Below are 15,183 nucleotides of genomic sequence, written 5' to 3' on the forward strand. Positions count from 1 at the left end.
ACCTCATGAACCTGATGACCCGGCTGGCCGCAGCGCTGGCCCTGACCCTGGCCGCCAGCGGCGCGCAGGCCGCCAACGTGCTGGTGGTGCTGTCCGACGAAAACCACCTGGACCTGAAGGACGGCATGGTGCTGTCCACCGGCTTCTATCTCAACGAGCTGATGCAGCCGGTCAAGCTGCTGCTGGACGCGGGCCACGAGGTGACCTTTGCCACGCCGCAGGGGCGGGCGCCGACGGTGGATGCGTCCTCGGTGACGCCGGCGTACTTCGGCAACGATGCCGCGCAGCTGACCCTGCACAAGGAGCTGCTGGAGAAACTGGCGCTGACCTCGCCGACCGCCTCGCCGGTGGTCAGCCTGGCGCGCGTCGAGCAGCAGGGCTACGCGCGTTTCGATGCGGTCTACATTCCCGGTGGCCACGCGCCGATGCAGGACCTGCTGAAGAGCCCGGCGCTGGGCCGGCTGCTGGCCGACTTCCACCAGCGCAACAAGACTACTGCGCTGGTCTGCCACGGGCCGATCGCGCTGCTGTCCACGCTGCCGGATGCCGCGGGTTTCGTGGCAAAGCTGGAGGCGGGCGCGACGCCGGCCACGCCGAAGTGGATCTACAGCGGCTACCAGATGACGGTGATCAGCAACCAGGAGGAAGAGCAGGCCAAGCCGCTGCTGGGCGGCGGTGAGATGAAGTTCTACCCGCAGACCGCGTTGCAGCGGGCGGGTGCGAAGTTCAGCAGCAATGCCACGCCGTGGACCGGGCATGTGGTGGTGGACCGCGAGCTGATTACCGGGCAGAACCCGGCTTCGGCGCTGGAGGTGGGGCAGCGGTTGGTTGAGCGGTTGAAGTAAGGCGGGCTCTGCATCGCGTGCGGTGCCGTGGCACCATGGCGGACTGGCCCCGTCCTAATCGGCGAGGCCGGTTTTCCAAGGAAGCCATTCAACACGACATGCGAACGTCCATCCTCTTCACTCTCTCCGTCTTGTGCCTGACCCTGCTGTCTGGCTGCGCCAGTGGGCCGGACTACCACCATTCCAATCGCGAGATTACCGGCGCCTTCGTGGCCGACGACGGCAAGCTGTACCTGCTGCCGGTCTATGACGAGCCGATGCGCTTCGACGCCGCGCCGTTCCGTGATTACCGTGCCCTGATGGACAGCCCGCTGCGCGAAGCCGTGGTCTGCGCGCAGATGTACTTCCGTGAGGACTGGCGCGTTCCGGCCGACAGGACCAAGGTGCATGGCAGCTACGCGCTGCTGCTGCGGCCGGAGCAGGTGACGCCGGAACAGGCGGCGCAGTTCAAGCTGGAGCGGTTGGAGATCAGCCCGCGGGTGGCCAAGGCCATCGATGAGTTGACGCGCCGGCCGTACATCCTTGAAGCCCGGAGCCGCTACGAGCTGGCGGCCAACCCGGACTGCAACCTTTCCAGGCAGGGTGGTAGCTACTACAGCGCGCTGTTTGAGAGTGAGGGCGAGCGGGTGAAGTTGCCGGATGCTGCGGCGCTGGCCGAGAAGGCGAAGCTGCCGCAGTCGATTACCGCGCGGGCTGAGCGGATCCGGCCGGACGATACGGACAAGCCGGGTGTTGGAACGGCCGCCGGCAAGGTGCTGGGCGCGGCGTTGATTCCTGTGGCGGTTCCGGTGTTTGTGTTGAGCCTGCCGTTCTTGGGGCCAGATCATTGGAAGTGATGGGGCGTTGAGGGAGAGCATCCACGCGTGGCGTGGATCTACTGGCACCTCTGCTTACCGCCAGCCACGCAGCTTGCCCGCCAATGTTCCCATGCCTTGGCATCGATGCCGGCCTTCATCGCGATGCCCTGCAGCTCCGCCCAGTTCCTCGGCGAAGTCGAGGCCAGCAGCCCACGCATGAAGGCCTGCATCTTCGCCTCACCCGCCTGCTTTTCCAGCGAGAGCAACAGCAAGGGGCCGTAGCCATAGCGGTACAGTTCGCCCAAGTCCGAGTCGCCGTCGATGGCATCGAACGCGGGCAGCGGCGTGTCCGTCTTATCGATGGCCGATTGCAGGCGCGAAATGTAGCGATCCGCCGCGGCATCGCCACTGATCTCGCGCAGCGCCTTGATCGACAGGAATTCGGCGCTGGATTCCAGCAGCACCCAGAAGTAGGGGCCCTGCGGACGATTCAGCGTCCCGAAGTAGTAGTGGCCCATTTCATGCGCGATGTACTGCACGCGTCGCTCGGCATTCTCGCCCCCGGCCAGCAGTGAATCGGCCACGTTGCCGATGCTGCCGCTCATGGCGATGGTTGGCCAGGTGGCAAAGCCCCACTCGCTGCCCTCGCGGTCGCGCTCGATCTGGTTGAGCGTGACCATGCGCAGGAAGGTGGGGCGGTCGGCCAGCGGCACGCCGATGTAGCGGCTGTGCACGTCGGCTATTTTCTGCACCGTACTGGACAGTGCATCGACCTTGGCCGGGGGCAGGGTCTCATTGAGGATCGTGACCTGCGCGGTGCGGGTGATCGGGCCGCTGCCGCCGAACAGCAGGATCGGTCGTGCGTTGTCGCTGCGGAAGCGGCCCTGCGCGCCTTCGATGGCCGGGCTGCCGTTGAGATACAGGAACCGGCAGCCGCTGCAGTCCACCTGCAGGTCGTAGCGGCTTTCGCTGCTGCGCACGCGCACCTTGGGGTCGAACGCCTGCGGAAGCCATGCGGACTGTTCGGTGAAGCGGGCGCTGTCGCCGTTGAAGGCCATCAGGCCTTTGAAGTCGGTGGGGGCATCGTGCCGGGCGTAGACCGGGAAGGCGCCCACGTACTGCACGCAGAGCGTGGCGGGTGGCTTGGCCACGGTGTACACGCGTGCTTCGCCATCCACGCCGGGGTCGTACCAGCCTTCGAAGTCCAGCGGCGCGCCATCGCCATCGGTGATCCGTGCGACATTCAGGCCGGCGTTGAGCACGAAGTGGCCTTGGGCGCTGGCGGGGCGATTGGAAACGCAGACTTCGCCCTCCACACGGCCGCTGGCAATATCCAGCCGCACGTTGCCGGTGGTGAGTGGCGTGGCGTCCTGAGCAGGCGGTGCGGCCTGGCTGATGGCAGGGGCAAGCAGTGCGGCAACTACGGCGGGCAGCAGGGCCTTGCAGGGGTTCATCGGGCCATCCATGGGTGGATTGGGGTGACTATAGGGGCAATGTGAATTTCTGCCGAGAGGGGAGCATCCACGCATGGCGTGGATCTGCTGATCCGCGCGTGGAGTGGATCTAGAGGACTACACTGGCTGCCTGTGCCCGATGGAAGCTCGCCCATGTTCAGTGGAAAGGTCACGGTGGTTACCGGCTCGACCAGTGGTATCGGTCTTGGCATTGCGACCGCGCTGGCGCGGCAGGGTGCCGACATCGTGCTGAATGGCTTCGGCGATGCGGCGGAGATCGAACGCATCCGTTCCAACCTTGAGGCTGAGTTCGGTGTGCGAGTGGTGCACGATGGTGCCGATCTTTCCCGTGGCGAGGCGGTGCGCGAAATGATCGCCCGCACTGTTGCGACGATGGGGCGCATCGACATCCTTGTGAATAACGCGGGCATCCAGCACACCGCGTCGATCGAGGAATTTCCGGTCGAGAAGTGGGATGCGATCCTGGCGTTGAATCTGTCGGCGGTGTTCCATGCAACGGCAGCGGCCTTGCCTTACATGAAGCAGCAGGGTGCCGGTCGCATCATCAATATTGCATCGGTACACGGCCTGGTGGGCTCGGTGAACAAGTCGGCCTATGTGGCGGCCAAGCATGGCGTGGTGGGGTTCACCAAGGTGACAGCGCTGGAGAACGCGGGCACCGGCATCACCGCCAATGCGATCTGCCCGGGCTGGGTGCGGACGGCGCTGGTCGAGCAACAGATCACTGCGTTGGCCGAGCGCGAAGGCACGGATCAGGAGACCGCTGCGCGCGCGCTGCTGGCCGAGAAACAGCCCTCTCTGCAGTTCGTGACGCCCGAGCAGCTGGGGGAAATGGTGGTGTTCCTGGCCTCGGACGCCGCGGCGCAGATCACCGGCACGGCGTTGCCGGTCGATGGTGGCTGGACCGCCCGCTAGCGGACCCGCATCGGCCGCATTGCCGACGCCGCAGCAGCCAAGGCGCCTGCGGCGTCGTCCCGACGCAGCCGTTTACTGCGGCTTCGCAAAAACATCCAGCCCCTTGCCCGTCTCCAACAGCGACTTCAGGCTCGACAGCACGATCGGCCAGCCCTGGCGGATGCCGGTATCCATGCCGCTGCCCGGTTCCAGCTCGTCGTGGGTGACGGTCAGCCGCACCATGTCCTGGTAGGGCACGATATCGAAGGTGACGCGACTATAGGCATTCGGGTTTTCGGCCTGCGAGGCGGCGGCCCAGGTGATGATCAGCCGCGAGGGTGGAGTGCTTTCCACCACTTCGCCGACCAGTTCAACCGAGCGCGTTTCGTTCGCACGTACATGCTGCCAGCGCGAGCCGGGTTTCCAGTCCGAGACGTTCTCGTGGCCCCAGTAGCGACTGGCGATTTCGGGCCGCGTGATGGCCTCGAACACCTTCTGCGGCGTGGAGGCGATGTAGATCACGTGGATGAAGCGGGTGGACTCTGCGGACATCGTCATTCTCCTTCCAGTTCTCGTTTCAGGTCATGCAGCAGGCTCAGGCGCTGCTGCTCGAACTTGCGTACCCAGCGCTCGTACACCTCGTGCAGTGGCACCGGGTTGATGAAGTGCAGCTTCTCGCGGCCGCGGCGCACGGTGCTGATCAGGTTGGCGTCTTCCAGCAGGCCCAGGTGCTGGGTGACCGATTGCCGGGCCATGTCCAAGTGTTCGCAGAGCTGGCCCAGCGTCTGCCCGTTGTCTTCGCAGAGCAGGTCCAGCAGCGTCCTGCGCGTGGGGTCGGCCAGTGCCTTGAACACCTTGTCTGCATTCATGCGGGGCGTCTTCAGTTCCAGTTGTCGATCCTGACGTCGTGTGGGTTGGGCTGGCCATTGCCGGTTTCCACCAGCGCTTTGAGGCTGAGCAGGAACACCGCCCACTTGGTGCTGCAGTGGGAGGTGAACTCGACGCGCTCTTTCCAGCCTTCATGGGTGAACAGCACGATGCAGTAGTCACCTTCCTGTTTCAGCACAAAGCGCGCGTGGGTGCCGATCCATTCGGCAGGGCCGGCGAGGAACCGCCACAGCACGAGCTCGCCTGGAACAAGCTGCTCAAGTTTCATTTCCATGGCGCCGATTTCCTGGCCGTTGTTCGTGAAGCGCACGTTGACCGTGCCGCCGGCCACGCGGTCGCCATGGGTGTCTTCAGCCCACCAGGCGGCGACGCCTTCGGGGGTTGCCAGAGCTTGGTACACCTGGCTTGCAGGGGCCTTGATGCCGACCCTGTGTGCGATATCGACCATTGCAGGTTCCTCGCGTGGGCGGACAGGCGCCGTCCTTGGATGGACTATAGGCAGGCAAATGCCTGCATGTCAAATCCGGCTCACGGACTTCCAGCCCTGGTAGTGCGGGCCGCTGGCCGGCATCCTCGTCGCAATTGATTGAAGCGTTGAAAGGAATGCGCACATGACTGAAGCAGGAAAGGAAATCTTGAACATCCGCCGTGCGAACGTGGACGATGCCCCTGCGGTGCTGACGCTCTTCGACGAAGTCATCGAATGGTTCGTGTCGATCGGCAATGTGCAGCAATGGGGCAGTGAGCCGTGGTCCACGGTGCCGCGCCGGATCACCCAGGTGACCGATGCGTGCGCGCTGCCGGGCGCATGGGTTGCGCAGAACGAGCAGGGTAAGGTGCGCGCGTTCCTGGCGCTGGGCGAGTCGATGCCCTATGTGCCTGCGCCCACCGGCCCGGAACTGTATGTGCGGGTGCTGGTGGCATCGCGCGATGCGCGCGTGCGTGGCATTGGCCGCCGCCTGATGGCCTTTGCCGATGAGCAGGCGCGCGCTGCCGGCCTCGACCATCTGCGCGTGGACTGCTACGGCGGTGGTAATGGTGATCTGGTGTGCTTCTATGAATCCTGTGGCTACACGCGCATCGCACCGTTCAATGTGGATGGCTGGCCGGGGATGTTGCTGGGGCGAGAGCTCTGACGTGGCTGCGTCATTCGGTCGCAGCGTGCGTGCAGGAATTGGTACATCGGTTCGGCGCTAGAGTAGGGGCATGACCTGCATGGAATGGCTGTGTCATTCCACCGTGGGTTCCTGATGACCCCTCCAGGAAGGAGCAACGCATGTACTACAGCAGTGGCAACTACGAAGCCTTTGCGCGCCCGCGCAAGCCCGCCGGTGTCGATGGCAAGCGCGCATGGTTCGTCGGTTCGGGCCTGGCCTCGCTGGCCGGCGCCGCGTTCCTGGTGCGTGATGGCCGCATGGCCGGTGAGCGCATCACCATTCTCGAGCAGCAGCAGATTGCCGGTGGCGCGCTGGATGGCCTGAAGGTGCCTGAAAAGGGTTTCGTGATCCGCGGCGGCCGCGAGATGGAAGACCATTTCGAGTGCCTGTGGGATCTGTTCCGCTCGATTCCGTCGCTGGAGATCGAGGATGCCAGTGTGCTGGACGAGTTCTACTGGTTGAACAAGGATGATCCGAACTACTCCCTGCAGCGCGCCACCATCAATCGCGGTGAAGATGCACACACCGACGGCCTGTTCACCCTGACCGAACAGGCACAGAAGGACATCATCGCGCTGTTCCTGGCCACCCGGCAGGAAATGGAGAACAAGCGCATCGACGAGGTGCTGGGCCGTGATTTCCTCGACAGCAACTTCTGGCTGTACTGGCGCACCATGTTCGCGTTCGAGGAATGGCATTCGGCGCTGGAGATGAAGCTGTACCTGCATCGCTTCATCCATCATATCGGCGGCCTGCCGGATTTCTCGGCGTTGAAGTTCACCAAGTACAACCAGTACGAATCGCTGGTGCTGCCGCTGGTGAAGTGGCTGCAGGACCACGGCGTGGTGTTCCAGTACGGGACCGAGGTGACCGATGTTGACTTTGATCTGGCGGCCGGCCGCAAGCAGGCCACGCGCATCCACTGGACGCGCGAGGGCGTGGCGGGTGGCGTGGATCTGAGCGCAGATGATCTTGTTTTCATGACAATCGGTTCGTTGACCGAGAATTCGGACAACGGCGATCACCAGACCGCTGCGCGTTTGAACGAGGGGCCGGCACCGGCCTGGGATCTGTGGCGACGCATTGCCGCCAGGGATCCCGCGTTCGGCCGCCCGGATGTGTTTGGCGCGCATATCCCGCAGACCAAGTGGGAATCGGCGACGGTGACCACGCTGGATGCGCGCATTCCGGCCTACATCCAGAAGATCGCCAAGCGTGACCCGTTCAGTGGCAAGGTGGTGACCGGCGGCATCGTCAGCGTGCGCGATTCGCGCTGGTTGATGAGCTGGACCGTGAACCGCCAGCCGCATTTCAAGAACCAGCCCAAGGACCAGGTCGTGGTCTGGGTGTATTCGCTGTTCGTGGATACGCCCGGCGACTACGTTAAGAAGCCGATGCAGGACTGCACCGGTGAGGAGATCACCCGCGAGTGGCTGTACCACCTGGGCGTGCCGGTGGAAGAAATCGACGAACTGGCCGCGACCGGCGCAAAGACGGTACCGGTGATGATGCCGTACATCACCGCGTTCTTCATGCCACGCCAGGCCGGTGACCGCCCGGACGTGGTGCCGGACGGGGCGGTGAACTTCGCCTTCATCGGCCAGTTCGCCGAGTCGAAGCAGCGTGACTGCATCTTCACCACCGAGTACTCGGTGCGCACACCGATGGAAGCGGTGTACACGCTGCTGGGTATCGAACGCGGTGTGCCTGAGGTGTTCAATTCCACCTATGACGTGCGATCGCTGCTGGCCGCCACCGGTCGCCTGCGCGATGGCAAGGAACTGGACATTCCCGGTCCCGCGTTCATGCGCAATCTGCTGATGAACAAGCTGGACAAGACCCAGATCGGCGGCCTGCTGCGCGAGTTCAAGCTGGTGCAGGAGGACTGAGCGGGGCGCCGGTAACGCCGGGCCATGCCTGGCGTCTTGCGCCGCAGTGGCCGCTTCGCTCGCCGGGCATGGCCCGGTGCTACCGCAACGTTGCGCTGTCGGTCGAGCGGCTCAGCTGTTCCCAGGCGTCGATGTTGTCGCCCATCGACGCCAGCTTCGCGCGTACCAGCTGCAGTGCGTCACTGCCCAGCAGCAGGTGGCTGGGCGGCGCGTCGCTGTCGATGATCTGCAGCATGGCCTGTGCAGCCTTCACCGGATCACCCAGCTGGTGGCCACTCTTCGCCTCGCGCGCGCTGCGGATGGGATCGAACAGCGCATCGTAGTCGTCAATGCTGCGCGGTGCCCGCGCCATTGAGCGGCCTGCCCAGTCGGTGCGGAAGGAACCCGGCGCGACGGCGGTGACATGGATGCCGAACGGGGCAACCTCCTTGCCAAGCACTTCGCTGATGCCCTCCAGCGCGAACTTGCTACCGCAGTACCAGGCGATGCCGGGCATTGTGATGAAGCCGCCCATGGACGTGATGTTGAGGATGTGGCCGCGGCGGCGCGCGCGCATGTGCGGCAGCACGGCCTTGATCAGCGCGGCCGGGCCGAACACGTTCACCTCGAACTGCTGCCGCAGCTCGGCCAGCGTGGATTCTTCGAGGATGCCTTCGTGTCCGTAGCCGGCGTTGTTGACCAGCACGTCGATGCTGCCGATGTTGGTTTCGATATCGGCAACAAGTGCATCGATGGTGGCGATATCGGTTACGTCCAGCAGGCGGCCGAATGCGCGGCCGGGAGCCAGTGTTTCGAATGCCTGGCGGGCGGTTTCGTTGCGCATGGTGCCGACTACGCGATGGCCGGCCAGCAGCGCCTGCTGGGCAAGGGCACGGCCGAAGCCGCTGCTGACGCCGGTGATGAGGAGAAGGCAGGACGGGGGCATGGGGAGGCGCTCGTGGTGGGCAGGGTTTGCACGTTAATTCTTGAGCGGACCCCGCCACAGGCCTAGGATTCGTCCATTCTTGCCTATTCCTCTGGAGTGCCCGTGGTCGAATCCCTGCAACGGCAGGTGCAGGCGCGCATGGTCGGCCTGCTGCAGACCTTGGCGCTGGAGGAGGGCTATACGCTCACGCCGCTGCCCGGGGTGCGGCTGCTGCGCTCCGACCGTCCTCTGGCACGCACGCCGGTGCTGTATGACCCCGGCATCGTGATCGTCTGCCAGGGCGTGAAGCGTGGCTACCTGGGCGGGCAGGTCTACCAGTACGACGCGCAGCACTATCTGGCGGTGTCCGTGCCGGTGCCGTTCACGATGGAAACCGATGCCTCTGCAGAGGCGCCGCTGCTGGCGATCTACCTGCATCTGGATCTGCAGTTGGCGGCGGATCTGCTGATTGAACTGGGCGAACAAGTGGACACATCGGAGGCCCCGGCACAGAACATGATGTCCAGCCCGATGCAGGCGCCGATGCAGGCCACGGTGCTGCGGTTGCTGGAGGCGCTGGCTGACCCGCTCGAAGCGGCGGTGCTGGGCCCGGCACTGGTGCGCGAACTGTACTTCCGCGTGTTGACCGGGGCGCAGGGCGGCGCGATGCGCGCGGCGCTGGCCATGCGCGGTCGCTTCGGCAGCATTGGCAGGGTGCTGCGTATGATCCACTCCTCGTATGCCACCGCCCTGGACGTGGGGCAACTGGCCGCCGAAGCGGGCATGAGCGTGGCGACTTTCCACGACCACTTCCGCGCGATCACCGCCACGTCGCCGATGCAGTACGTGAAGTCGACCCGCCTGCACCAGGCACGGCTGCTGATGCTGCGGCAGGGGATGACCGCCGAAGCGGCATCGCTGGCGGTGGGGTATGCCAGCCCGTCCCAGTTCAACCGCGAGTTCAAGCGGTTGTTCGCGCTGCCGCCGGCGGCCGAGGTGGCGCGGATGCGGCGCAGTTTTGCGCTGCCACCCCCGCCAGCGGATGCGGTGTACGTGTCTTCGCATTGAGGAGCCCGCCGTTGCACTCGCCGGGCATGGCCCGGCGCTACCTGAAACGGGTTTCCCCGGTAGCGCCGGGCCATGCCCGGCGAGCCCAGCGGAGGGATTGACAGGGAATCTACCTACTAGTAGGTTAATGGTCATGAAAGAGTCGTTCTCGCCCAAGGCCCAGGAAATCCTGGCCCACGCCCGCTCGCTGCTGGAAGCTGGTGGCTACAACGGTTTCAGCTATGCCGACGTGTCGGCACGGGTGAACATCAGCAAGGCCAGCATCCATCACCATTTCCCCAGCAAGGCGGATCTGGTGCGCACGGTGGTTGAGCTGTATCGGGCCGAGGCACGCGAGGGCCTGGCACTGCTGGACCGGCAGCTGGATGACCCGCTGCAGGAGCTCAACGCCTATGTGGACTATTGGTCCAGCTGCATCGCGGGTGGCACGTCGTCGTTCTGCATCTGCGCGATGCTGGCGGCAGAGGCGCCGATGATCCCTGCGGAGATTGCCGATGAAGTACGCGGGCATTTCGAGGATCTGAGCGGGTGGCTGACCGTCACACTGGAGAAGGGCGCCGCGCAGGGCCAGTTGCGACTGCAGGGTTCGGCCGCGGACGAGGCCAAGGCGTTCATGTCATCGGTGCATGGCGCGATGCTGGCAGCCCGTGGTTTTGGTGATGCAGCGACGTTCGCGGCGCTGGCGCGGTTGGCGATCGCGCGGGTGAGTGCGGCGGCCTGAGGTGATGTGTAGTGGCCTGCGGCAGCGCGGGCCTTCTTTTTGCCCCCATAGCCTACCTACTAGTAGGTCCATTCAATCAATGGAGGTTCCCATGGCCCATCCCCTTTCCCTTCTCGGAGCGATTCATACCGCCATCAGCCTGGTGCCGATCCTGGCCGGCCTGCATGGCTTCATCCGCCAGCGGGCGATCGATCCGGGCACGCGCTCGGGCAAGATTTATCTGATTGGCCTGGTGCTGTCGGTGGCGACCTCGTTCACCGTCTCCAGCACGGGCGGGCTCAATCCAGGCCATGCCTTCGGCGTGATCGTGCTGCTGGTGGCGTTCGGCGGTGTGCTGGCGGCACGCCTACGCTGGCTGGGACGCTCGGGGCGTTACCTGTCGACGTTCGCGTTGTCCTTCAGTTTCCTGCTGTCATTGGTGCCGGGTGTAAATGAAACGCTGACGCGCTTGCCGGTTGCGCATCCGCTGGCAGCTGCGCCGATGGCACCGGTGGTGTTGCAGACCTTGCTCGGGTGCCTGGCGATCTTTGTGATCGGGTTCGTGGCGCAGTGCTGGTGGATCCATCGACGCGCCATCCGGTCGTGAACCCTGCCGGCCAGCGGCCGGCACTACCTGGAATCAGCAGCCCACCAAGCGGTCCGCACCGATGCCACTGCGATGATGGCTGCGGTATTCGGTGGGGCTGGCATCCACCTGCAAACGGAAGTGGCGGCGGAACGATTCCTGCGAACCAAAACCGGCCTGCTCTGCGATCCATTGCAATGGCCGGTCGGTGGTTTCCAGCAGGTCGCGGGCGAAGGCCACGCGCTCACGGATCAGCCAGTCGATGGGCGACAGGCCGGTGGCTTCCAGGAACTGACGTTGCAGGGTGCGCTGGCTGAGTGAGGCCTGCTCGGCAAGGCTGCCGAGTGAGTGTGGCTCGCGCAGGTTGCGGCGCATCCATTCCATCAGCTTTGCCAGCCGCGTTGGCTCGCCATTGGGAATGGCCCGGCTGACGCGCTGGCTGCGCCCGGCGTCACGCCATGGCGCCAGCACCAATCGCTCGGCTACCAGGTTGGCCACGCGGGCACCGTAGTCCTTGCGCACCATGTGCAGCATCATGTCCATGCCGGTGGCCGAACCAGCCGAAGTGATGATGCTGCCGGTGTCCACGTACAGCACATCCTCGCGCACATCGATGCGCGGAAACTCACGTGCCAGCGCTTCGGTGAGGCGCCAATGGGTGGTGGCCTGGCGGCCATCGAGCAGCCCGGCCCAGGCCAGCACGAACGCGCCGGAGCAGATCGAAGCGATGCGCGCGCCGCGTGCGTGAGCGCGGATCAGTGCATCGAGCAGTGCCTGCGGCGGACGCTCGCTGGGCTCGCGCCAACCGGGGATGACGATGATGTCGGCGTCATCGACGCTGCCGAGATCGTAGGGCAGTTGCACCTGGGTGCTGCCGAGCATGCGCAGCGCGCCGGGTTCGCCCGCGCACAGCTGGGTGCGATACCAGGCCACGCCCAGCTCTGGCCGTATCGGTGCGAACAGGCCCACCGCACAGCCGAACTCGAACAGCCCCTGGCCGTGGCAGGCAACGATGGCGACGAGCGGCGCGGTGGGATCGGCGGGTGGGCTGGGCATGGCTTGATGCTACGGGTAGCGGTGCGTGGCGCTGCGTGGTGGGCGGGCATGAGGTGATGCCGGGTGGGCATATGGAGGCCGGGGTCGGATCCCTTCCGCAGGAAGGGCTCTGACCCCGTGGAGGGATGCGTGCCTGGGGTCAGAGCCCTTTCCTTTGGAAAGGGATCCGACCCCGTGTGCGCAGGCCGCCTAACGTCATTACCAGCGGTCATGTGGCTGGCCGGATATGACGGTTGGGTGACGCGATCCCGCCTGTCGCCGTGGGTGAACAGGCCCTTGAATGGAAGCGTGTTTCCGGCCCACCCCCACGAGCCCCCATGCCTGCCGCCTACGCACCAGCCTTGAGCACTCTTGCCGTCCTGATCGCGGCCGTCCTTGCTGCATCACCCAGCCACGCAGCGGAAGCCGATGCAGACCCTGCGACCACTGCAGCCACCGCCAATGTGGCGGCCTCCACGCTGGATGCGGTGGTGGTCACCGGTTCGCGCACCAGCACGCGCACGGTGAAGAACAGCTCCACACCGATCGATGTGATTTCCGCAGAGGACCTTGCTGCGACCGGCCAGGGTAACCTGCTGGAAGCCCTGCAGCGCAGCCTGCCGTCGCTGAGCCAGATCGGCGGCTACCAGAGCGATCAGGAGAGCCTGATCCGCGGCTATCAGCTGCGCAACCTGTCTCCGGGCTACACGCTGGTACTGGTCAACGGCAAGCGCCGCAATGCCAGCGCCTATGTAAGCGGGGCCAATGGTGGCGGCTTCCCAGGGCATGCGTGGTCGGACCTGGCGTTGATTCCGGTCTCGGCCATCGACCATGTGGAAGTGCTGCGCGATGGCGCTTCGGCCATCTACGGCTCGGATGCGATCACCGGCGTGGTCAACGTGATCCTGAAGTCGCAGGCACACGGTGGTGATGTGTCGGTGGAGAGCGGGCAGAGCATCGATGGTGATGGTTCGCGTACCAGCGTGCGCGCCAATGTCGGCCTGCCGTGGGGCGAGGATGGCTTCATCAATCTGTCCGGCGAGACCACCCGCCAGCATCATGCGATCCGTACCCGCCGCTATATCGATGGCTACCTGAGTTATCCGGCAGTGGATGGCAGCGGCAACCTGGTGGCGTTGCGGCCGAACAATCGATTGCCGGGCGGCGCGTCGCCGAATCCGGCCGAGGCCAACCGCAATGCCGAGGCCAACACCATTCTCAGCTCGCCGTCGTATGCGCTGAAGGCCTTCGCGGTGAACGTGGGCCATGGCCTGGGCGAGAGCGCGCAGTTCTACGCCAATGCTACGGCCAGCGATCGCACCGCGCAGGCGATCCAGAATTTCCGCCTGCCGGCGACCATCTTCACTACCTACAAGGCACCCGGCGTACTGAGCGTGTTTCCGGATGGCTTCCTGCCGGTGCTGGAAACCAAGGAAAAGCAGTACACCGGTACCGCCGGGGTAAAGGGCCAGATCGCTGGCTGGGATTACGACGCCAGCCTGACCGGAAACCGCAGCACGGTGCGTACCTACACGCGCAACTCGGTGAACTACTCGCTGCCGTACCCCGGTTCGCCCACTGATTTCTATGACGGCAAGCTGGATTACCAGCAAGGCATCGCCAACCTGGACCTGCGTCGCGGCTTCGAGGTGGCGGCATTCGCTTCGCCGCTGGAGGTGAGCGCCGGCGCCGAGTATCAGCACGAGCAGTACGAGCGAGGGGCAGGGCAGTGGGAGTCGTATACCGGCTTCGGCGCTGCAGCCTTCGTCGGCTATTCAACTGCCGACGCGGTGAAGGCGACCCGCAACAGCAAGGCGGTGTACGTGGGTGCGGCCACCAACATCACCTCGCGCTGGTACCTGGACGCGGCCGCGCGCTGGGAAGACCATTCCGATTTCGGCAGTGTCTCCACCGGCCGCCTGACCACGCGCTTCGACTTCACCGACGCGCTGGGTGTGCGTGCTACGGTCAGCAACGGCTTCCATGCGCCCAGCCTGGGCGCGCAGTTCTACCAGGCCACCGGCAGTTGCCCGTGCGGGACCACGCTGGTGGCGCAGGTATCTTCGCCGGCGGCGATTGCGTTGGGTGCCACGCCGCTGAAGCCGGAGAAGGCCACCAACTACAGCCTGGGCGTGACCTGGGACCCGAGCCCGGCGTTCCATCTGGCGGTGGATGCCTATCAGATCGACATCCGCGGCCAGCTCGGCCAGTCCAGCCAGATCGGCTACAACGCGCAGGATCCGGCGCGCATCACCGACAACAGCGGGACGGTGCTGAGTGCGGCGCAGAAGAACACCATCGATGCGCTGCTGGGTTCGGCCGGCATCAGCATCCTGCCGGGCGATGCGTTCTATGCCAGCTATTTCACCAACGTGGGCAATACCCGCACACGCGGTGTGGAGCTGACCCTGGAAGCGAACCAGGAAACGGCGTGGGGCAAGCTGCGCTGGAGCTACGCGGCCAACGTCGGCCGCACCACCATCCAGAAGGTCAGCGACATTCCGGCGGCGCTGCAGGGGCTGCCGAACATCAACCTGCTGACCAGATCCAGCGAGTACGCGCTGCGCTTCCGCACGCCCAGCTATACGCAGGTGGCAGGGCTTGGCTGGCAGAACGGGCGCTGGCGCTCGAACGTGGACTTCACCTACTACGGCCCGATCAAGCGCCTGAACAACGGTGTGGAGTACAAGCAGCCGCCGGTGCTGGTGACCAATCTTTCCGGTGCTGTGGAGCTGGGCGCGGGCTGGAGTGCAGCGCTGGGCATCAACAACGTGTTCGACAAGCGAACCCGCAAGGTGCCCGAGTACGCACGCAGTGCCACCGATGTGGCCAGCATCCAGACCACCTGGGACAGCGGTGATGTGCTGGGCAACGTTGGTACGTACTGGTATGGGCGGATCAATTACCGGTTCTGATGTTCAGGCGAAGCGTCGCCGGGCATGGCC

15 protein-coding genes are annotated in these 15,183 nt (G+C 65.1%); 9 read left to right on the forward strand and 6 right to left on the reverse strand.

Features of this window, described 5'->3' with window-relative positions; all coding sequences use genetic code 11:
- Positions 1-5: 5 nt before the first annotated feature.
- Positions 6-845, forward strand: coding sequence for a type 1 glutamine amidotransferase domain-containing protein (locus AC3ITW_RS09275; RefSeq protein WP_489390257.1), 840 nt, complete (start codon positions 6-8; stop codon positions 843-845).
- A gap of 98 nt (positions 846-943) precedes the next feature.
- The gene (locus AC3ITW_RS09280) at positions 944-1,681 is read left to right on the forward strand and encodes a hypothetical protein (RefSeq protein WP_489390356.1); all 738 of its coding nucleotides are present in this window, start codon (positions 944-946) and stop codon (positions 1,679-1,681) included.
- 38 nt (positions 1,682-1,719) lie between these two features.
- Here AC3ITW_RS09280 and AC3ITW_RS09285 read toward each other — a convergent pair whose 3' ends face one another.
- On the reverse strand, positions 1,720-3,096 hold the full coding sequence (locus tag AC3ITW_RS09285) for a M1 aminopeptidase family protein (RefSeq protein WP_489390258.1): 1,377 nt from the start codon (positions 3,094-3,096) through the stop codon (positions 1,720-1,722).
- 153 nt (positions 3,097-3,249) lie between these two features.
- Here AC3ITW_RS09285 and AC3ITW_RS09290 point away from each other — a divergent pair, with 153 nt between their 5' ends.
- Positions 3,250-4,032 carry a 3-hydroxybutyrate dehydrogenase gene (locus AC3ITW_RS09290; RefSeq protein WP_489390259.1) on the forward strand — a complete coding sequence of 261 codons (783 nt, stop codon included), beginning with the start codon at positions 3,250-3,252 and terminating at the stop codon, positions 4,030-4,032.
- Between the two features lie 72 nt (positions 4,033-4,104).
- Here AC3ITW_RS09290 and AC3ITW_RS09295 read toward each other — a convergent pair whose 3' ends face one another.
- Genes AC3ITW_RS09295 through AC3ITW_RS09305 form a run of 3 tightly spaced genes read right to left on the reverse strand, consistent with a single transcriptional unit; the run spans position 4,105 to position 5,347 of the window.
- Complete coding sequence (locus AC3ITW_RS09295) at positions 4,105-4,563, reverse strand: SRPBCC family protein (RefSeq protein ID WP_489390260.1); 459 nt, start codon at positions 4,561-4,563, stop codon at positions 4,105-4,107.
- A gap of 2 nt (positions 4,564-4,565) precedes the next feature.
- Positions 4,566-4,880 (reverse strand): ArsR/SmtB family transcription factor, encoded by a 315-nt coding sequence (locus tag AC3ITW_RS09300; RefSeq protein WP_005416268.1) that lies wholly within the window; start codon positions 4,878-4,880, stop codon positions 4,566-4,568.
- Positions 4,881-4,891: 11 nt separating this feature from the next.
- Positions 4,892-5,347, reverse strand: a complete 456-nt coding sequence (locus tag AC3ITW_RS09305; RefSeq protein WP_012510820.1) for an SRPBCC family protein — start codon at positions 5,345-5,347, stop codon at positions 4,892-4,894.
- A gap of 163 nt (positions 5,348-5,510) precedes the next feature.
- Between AC3ITW_RS09305 and AC3ITW_RS09310 the strand changes: the two genes are divergently transcribed.
- Together AC3ITW_RS09310 and AC3ITW_RS09315 are read left to right on the forward strand one after the other, a co-directional pair.
- Complete coding sequence (locus tag AC3ITW_RS09310; RefSeq protein ID WP_489390261.1) at positions 5,511-6,035, forward strand: GNAT family N-acetyltransferase; 525 nt, start codon at positions 5,511-5,513, stop codon at positions 6,033-6,035.
- 140 nt (positions 6,036-6,175) lie between these two features.
- Positions 6,176-7,945 carry an oleate hydratase gene (locus AC3ITW_RS09315; protein WP_100468262.1) on the forward strand — a complete coding sequence of 590 codons (1,770 nt, stop codon included), beginning with the start codon at positions 6,176-6,178 and terminating at the stop codon, positions 7,943-7,945.
- Positions 7,946-8,024: 79 nt separating this feature from the next.
- Here the strand turns inward: AC3ITW_RS09315 and AC3ITW_RS09320 are convergent, their stop codons facing one another.
- A complete protein-coding gene (locus tag AC3ITW_RS09320; protein WP_489390262.1) occupies positions 8,025-8,870 on the reverse strand; it encodes an oxidoreductase in 846 nt (281 codons plus the stop codon).
- A gap of 102 nt (positions 8,871-8,972) precedes the next feature.
- On the opposite strand from AC3ITW_RS09320, the gene AC3ITW_RS09325 reads away from it, so the two are divergent.
- The 3 genes from AC3ITW_RS09325 (at position 8,973) to AC3ITW_RS09335 (ending at position 11,224) form a co-directional block, all read left to right on the forward strand.
- Entirely contained in the window at positions 8,973-9,917 is a 945-nt protein-coding gene (locus AC3ITW_RS09325; RefSeq protein ID WP_489390263.1) for an AraC family transcriptional regulator, read from the forward strand.
- Positions 9,918-10,050: 133 nt separating this feature from the next.
- A complete protein-coding gene (locus AC3ITW_RS09330; RefSeq protein ID WP_153675406.1) occupies positions 10,051-10,638 on the forward strand; it encodes a TetR/AcrR family transcriptional regulator in 588 nt (195 codons plus the stop codon).
- A gap of 91 nt (positions 10,639-10,729) precedes the next feature.
- A complete protein-coding gene (locus AC3ITW_RS09335; RefSeq protein WP_032969870.1) occupies positions 10,730-11,224 on the forward strand; it encodes a hypothetical protein in 495 nt (164 codons plus the stop codon).
- A 33-nt stretch (positions 11,225-11,257) separates the two neighbouring features.
- Here AC3ITW_RS09335 and AC3ITW_RS09340 read toward each other — a convergent pair whose 3' ends face one another.
- Positions 11,258-12,259 (reverse strand): helix-turn-helix domain-containing protein, encoded by a 1,002-nt coding sequence (locus AC3ITW_RS09340; RefSeq protein ID WP_489390264.1) that lies wholly within the window; start codon positions 12,257-12,259, stop codon positions 11,258-11,260.
- Positions 12,260-12,576: 317 nt separating this feature from the next.
- On the opposite strand from AC3ITW_RS09340, the gene AC3ITW_RS09345 reads away from it, so the two are divergent.
- Complete coding sequence (locus tag AC3ITW_RS09345) at positions 12,577-15,153, forward strand: TonB-dependent receptor plug domain-containing protein (protein ID WP_489390265.1); 2,577 nt, start codon at positions 12,577-12,579, stop codon at positions 15,151-15,153.
- Positions 15,154-15,183 lie beyond the last annotated feature (30 nt).

The sequence above is a fragment of the Stenotrophomonas sp. KH_052 genome (assembly GCF_057838755.1).

What these genes read in the sequence shown, in the direction of transcription:
- AC3ITW_RS09275 (WP_489390257.1), top strand. Translation starts at nt 6, where the DNA reads ATGAACCTGATGACCCGGCTGGCCGCAGCGCTGGCCCTGACCCTGGCC.
- AC3ITW_RS09280 (WP_489390356.1), top strand. Translation starts at nt 944, where the DNA reads ATGCGAACGTCCATCCTCTTCACTCTCTCCGTCTTGTGCCTGACCCTG.
- AC3ITW_RS09285 (WP_489390258.1), bottom strand. Translation starts at nt 3,096, where the DNA reads ATGAACCCCTGCAAGGCCCTGCTGCCCGCCGTAGTTGCCGCACTGCTT.
- AC3ITW_RS09290 (WP_489390259.1), top strand. Translation starts at nt 3,250, where the DNA reads ATGTTCAGTGGAAAGGTCACGGTGGTTACCGGCTCGACCAGTGGTATC.
- AC3ITW_RS09295 (WP_489390260.1), bottom strand. Translation starts at nt 4,563, where the DNA reads ATGTCCGCAGAGTCCACCCGCTTCATCCACGTGATCTACATCGCCTCC.
- AC3ITW_RS09300 (WP_005416268.1), bottom strand. Translation starts at nt 4,880, where the DNA reads ATGAATGCAGACAAGGTGTTCAAGGCACTGGCCGACCCCACGCGCAGG.
- AC3ITW_RS09305 (WP_012510820.1), bottom strand. Translation starts at nt 5,347, where the DNA reads ATGGTCGATATCGCACACAGGGTCGGCATCAAGGCCCCTGCAAGCCAG.
- AC3ITW_RS09310 (WP_489390261.1), top strand. Translation starts at nt 5,511, where the DNA reads ATGACTGAAGCAGGAAAGGAAATCTTGAACATCCGCCGTGCGAACGTG.
- AC3ITW_RS09315 (WP_100468262.1), top strand. Translation starts at nt 6,176, where the DNA reads ATGTACTACAGCAGTGGCAACTACGAAGCCTTTGCGCGCCCGCGCAAG.
- AC3ITW_RS09320 (WP_489390262.1), bottom strand. Translation starts at nt 8,870, where the DNA reads ATGCCCCCGTCCTGCCTTCTCCTCATCACCGGCGTCAGCAGCGGCTTC.
- AC3ITW_RS09330 (WP_153675406.1), top strand. Translation starts at nt 10,051, where the DNA reads ATGAAAGAGTCGTTCTCGCCCAAGGCCCAGGAAATCCTGGCCCACGCC.
- AC3ITW_RS09335 (WP_032969870.1), top strand. Translation starts at nt 10,730, where the DNA reads ATGGCCCATCCCCTTTCCCTTCTCGGAGCGATTCATACCGCCATCAGC.
- AC3ITW_RS09340 (WP_489390264.1), bottom strand. Translation starts at nt 12,259, where the DNA reads ATGCCCAGCCCACCCGCCGATCCCACCGCGCCGCTCGTCGCCATCGTT.
- AC3ITW_RS09345 (WP_489390265.1), top strand. Translation starts at nt 12,577, where the DNA reads ATGCCTGCCGCCTACGCACCAGCCTTGAGCACTCTTGCCGTCCTGATC.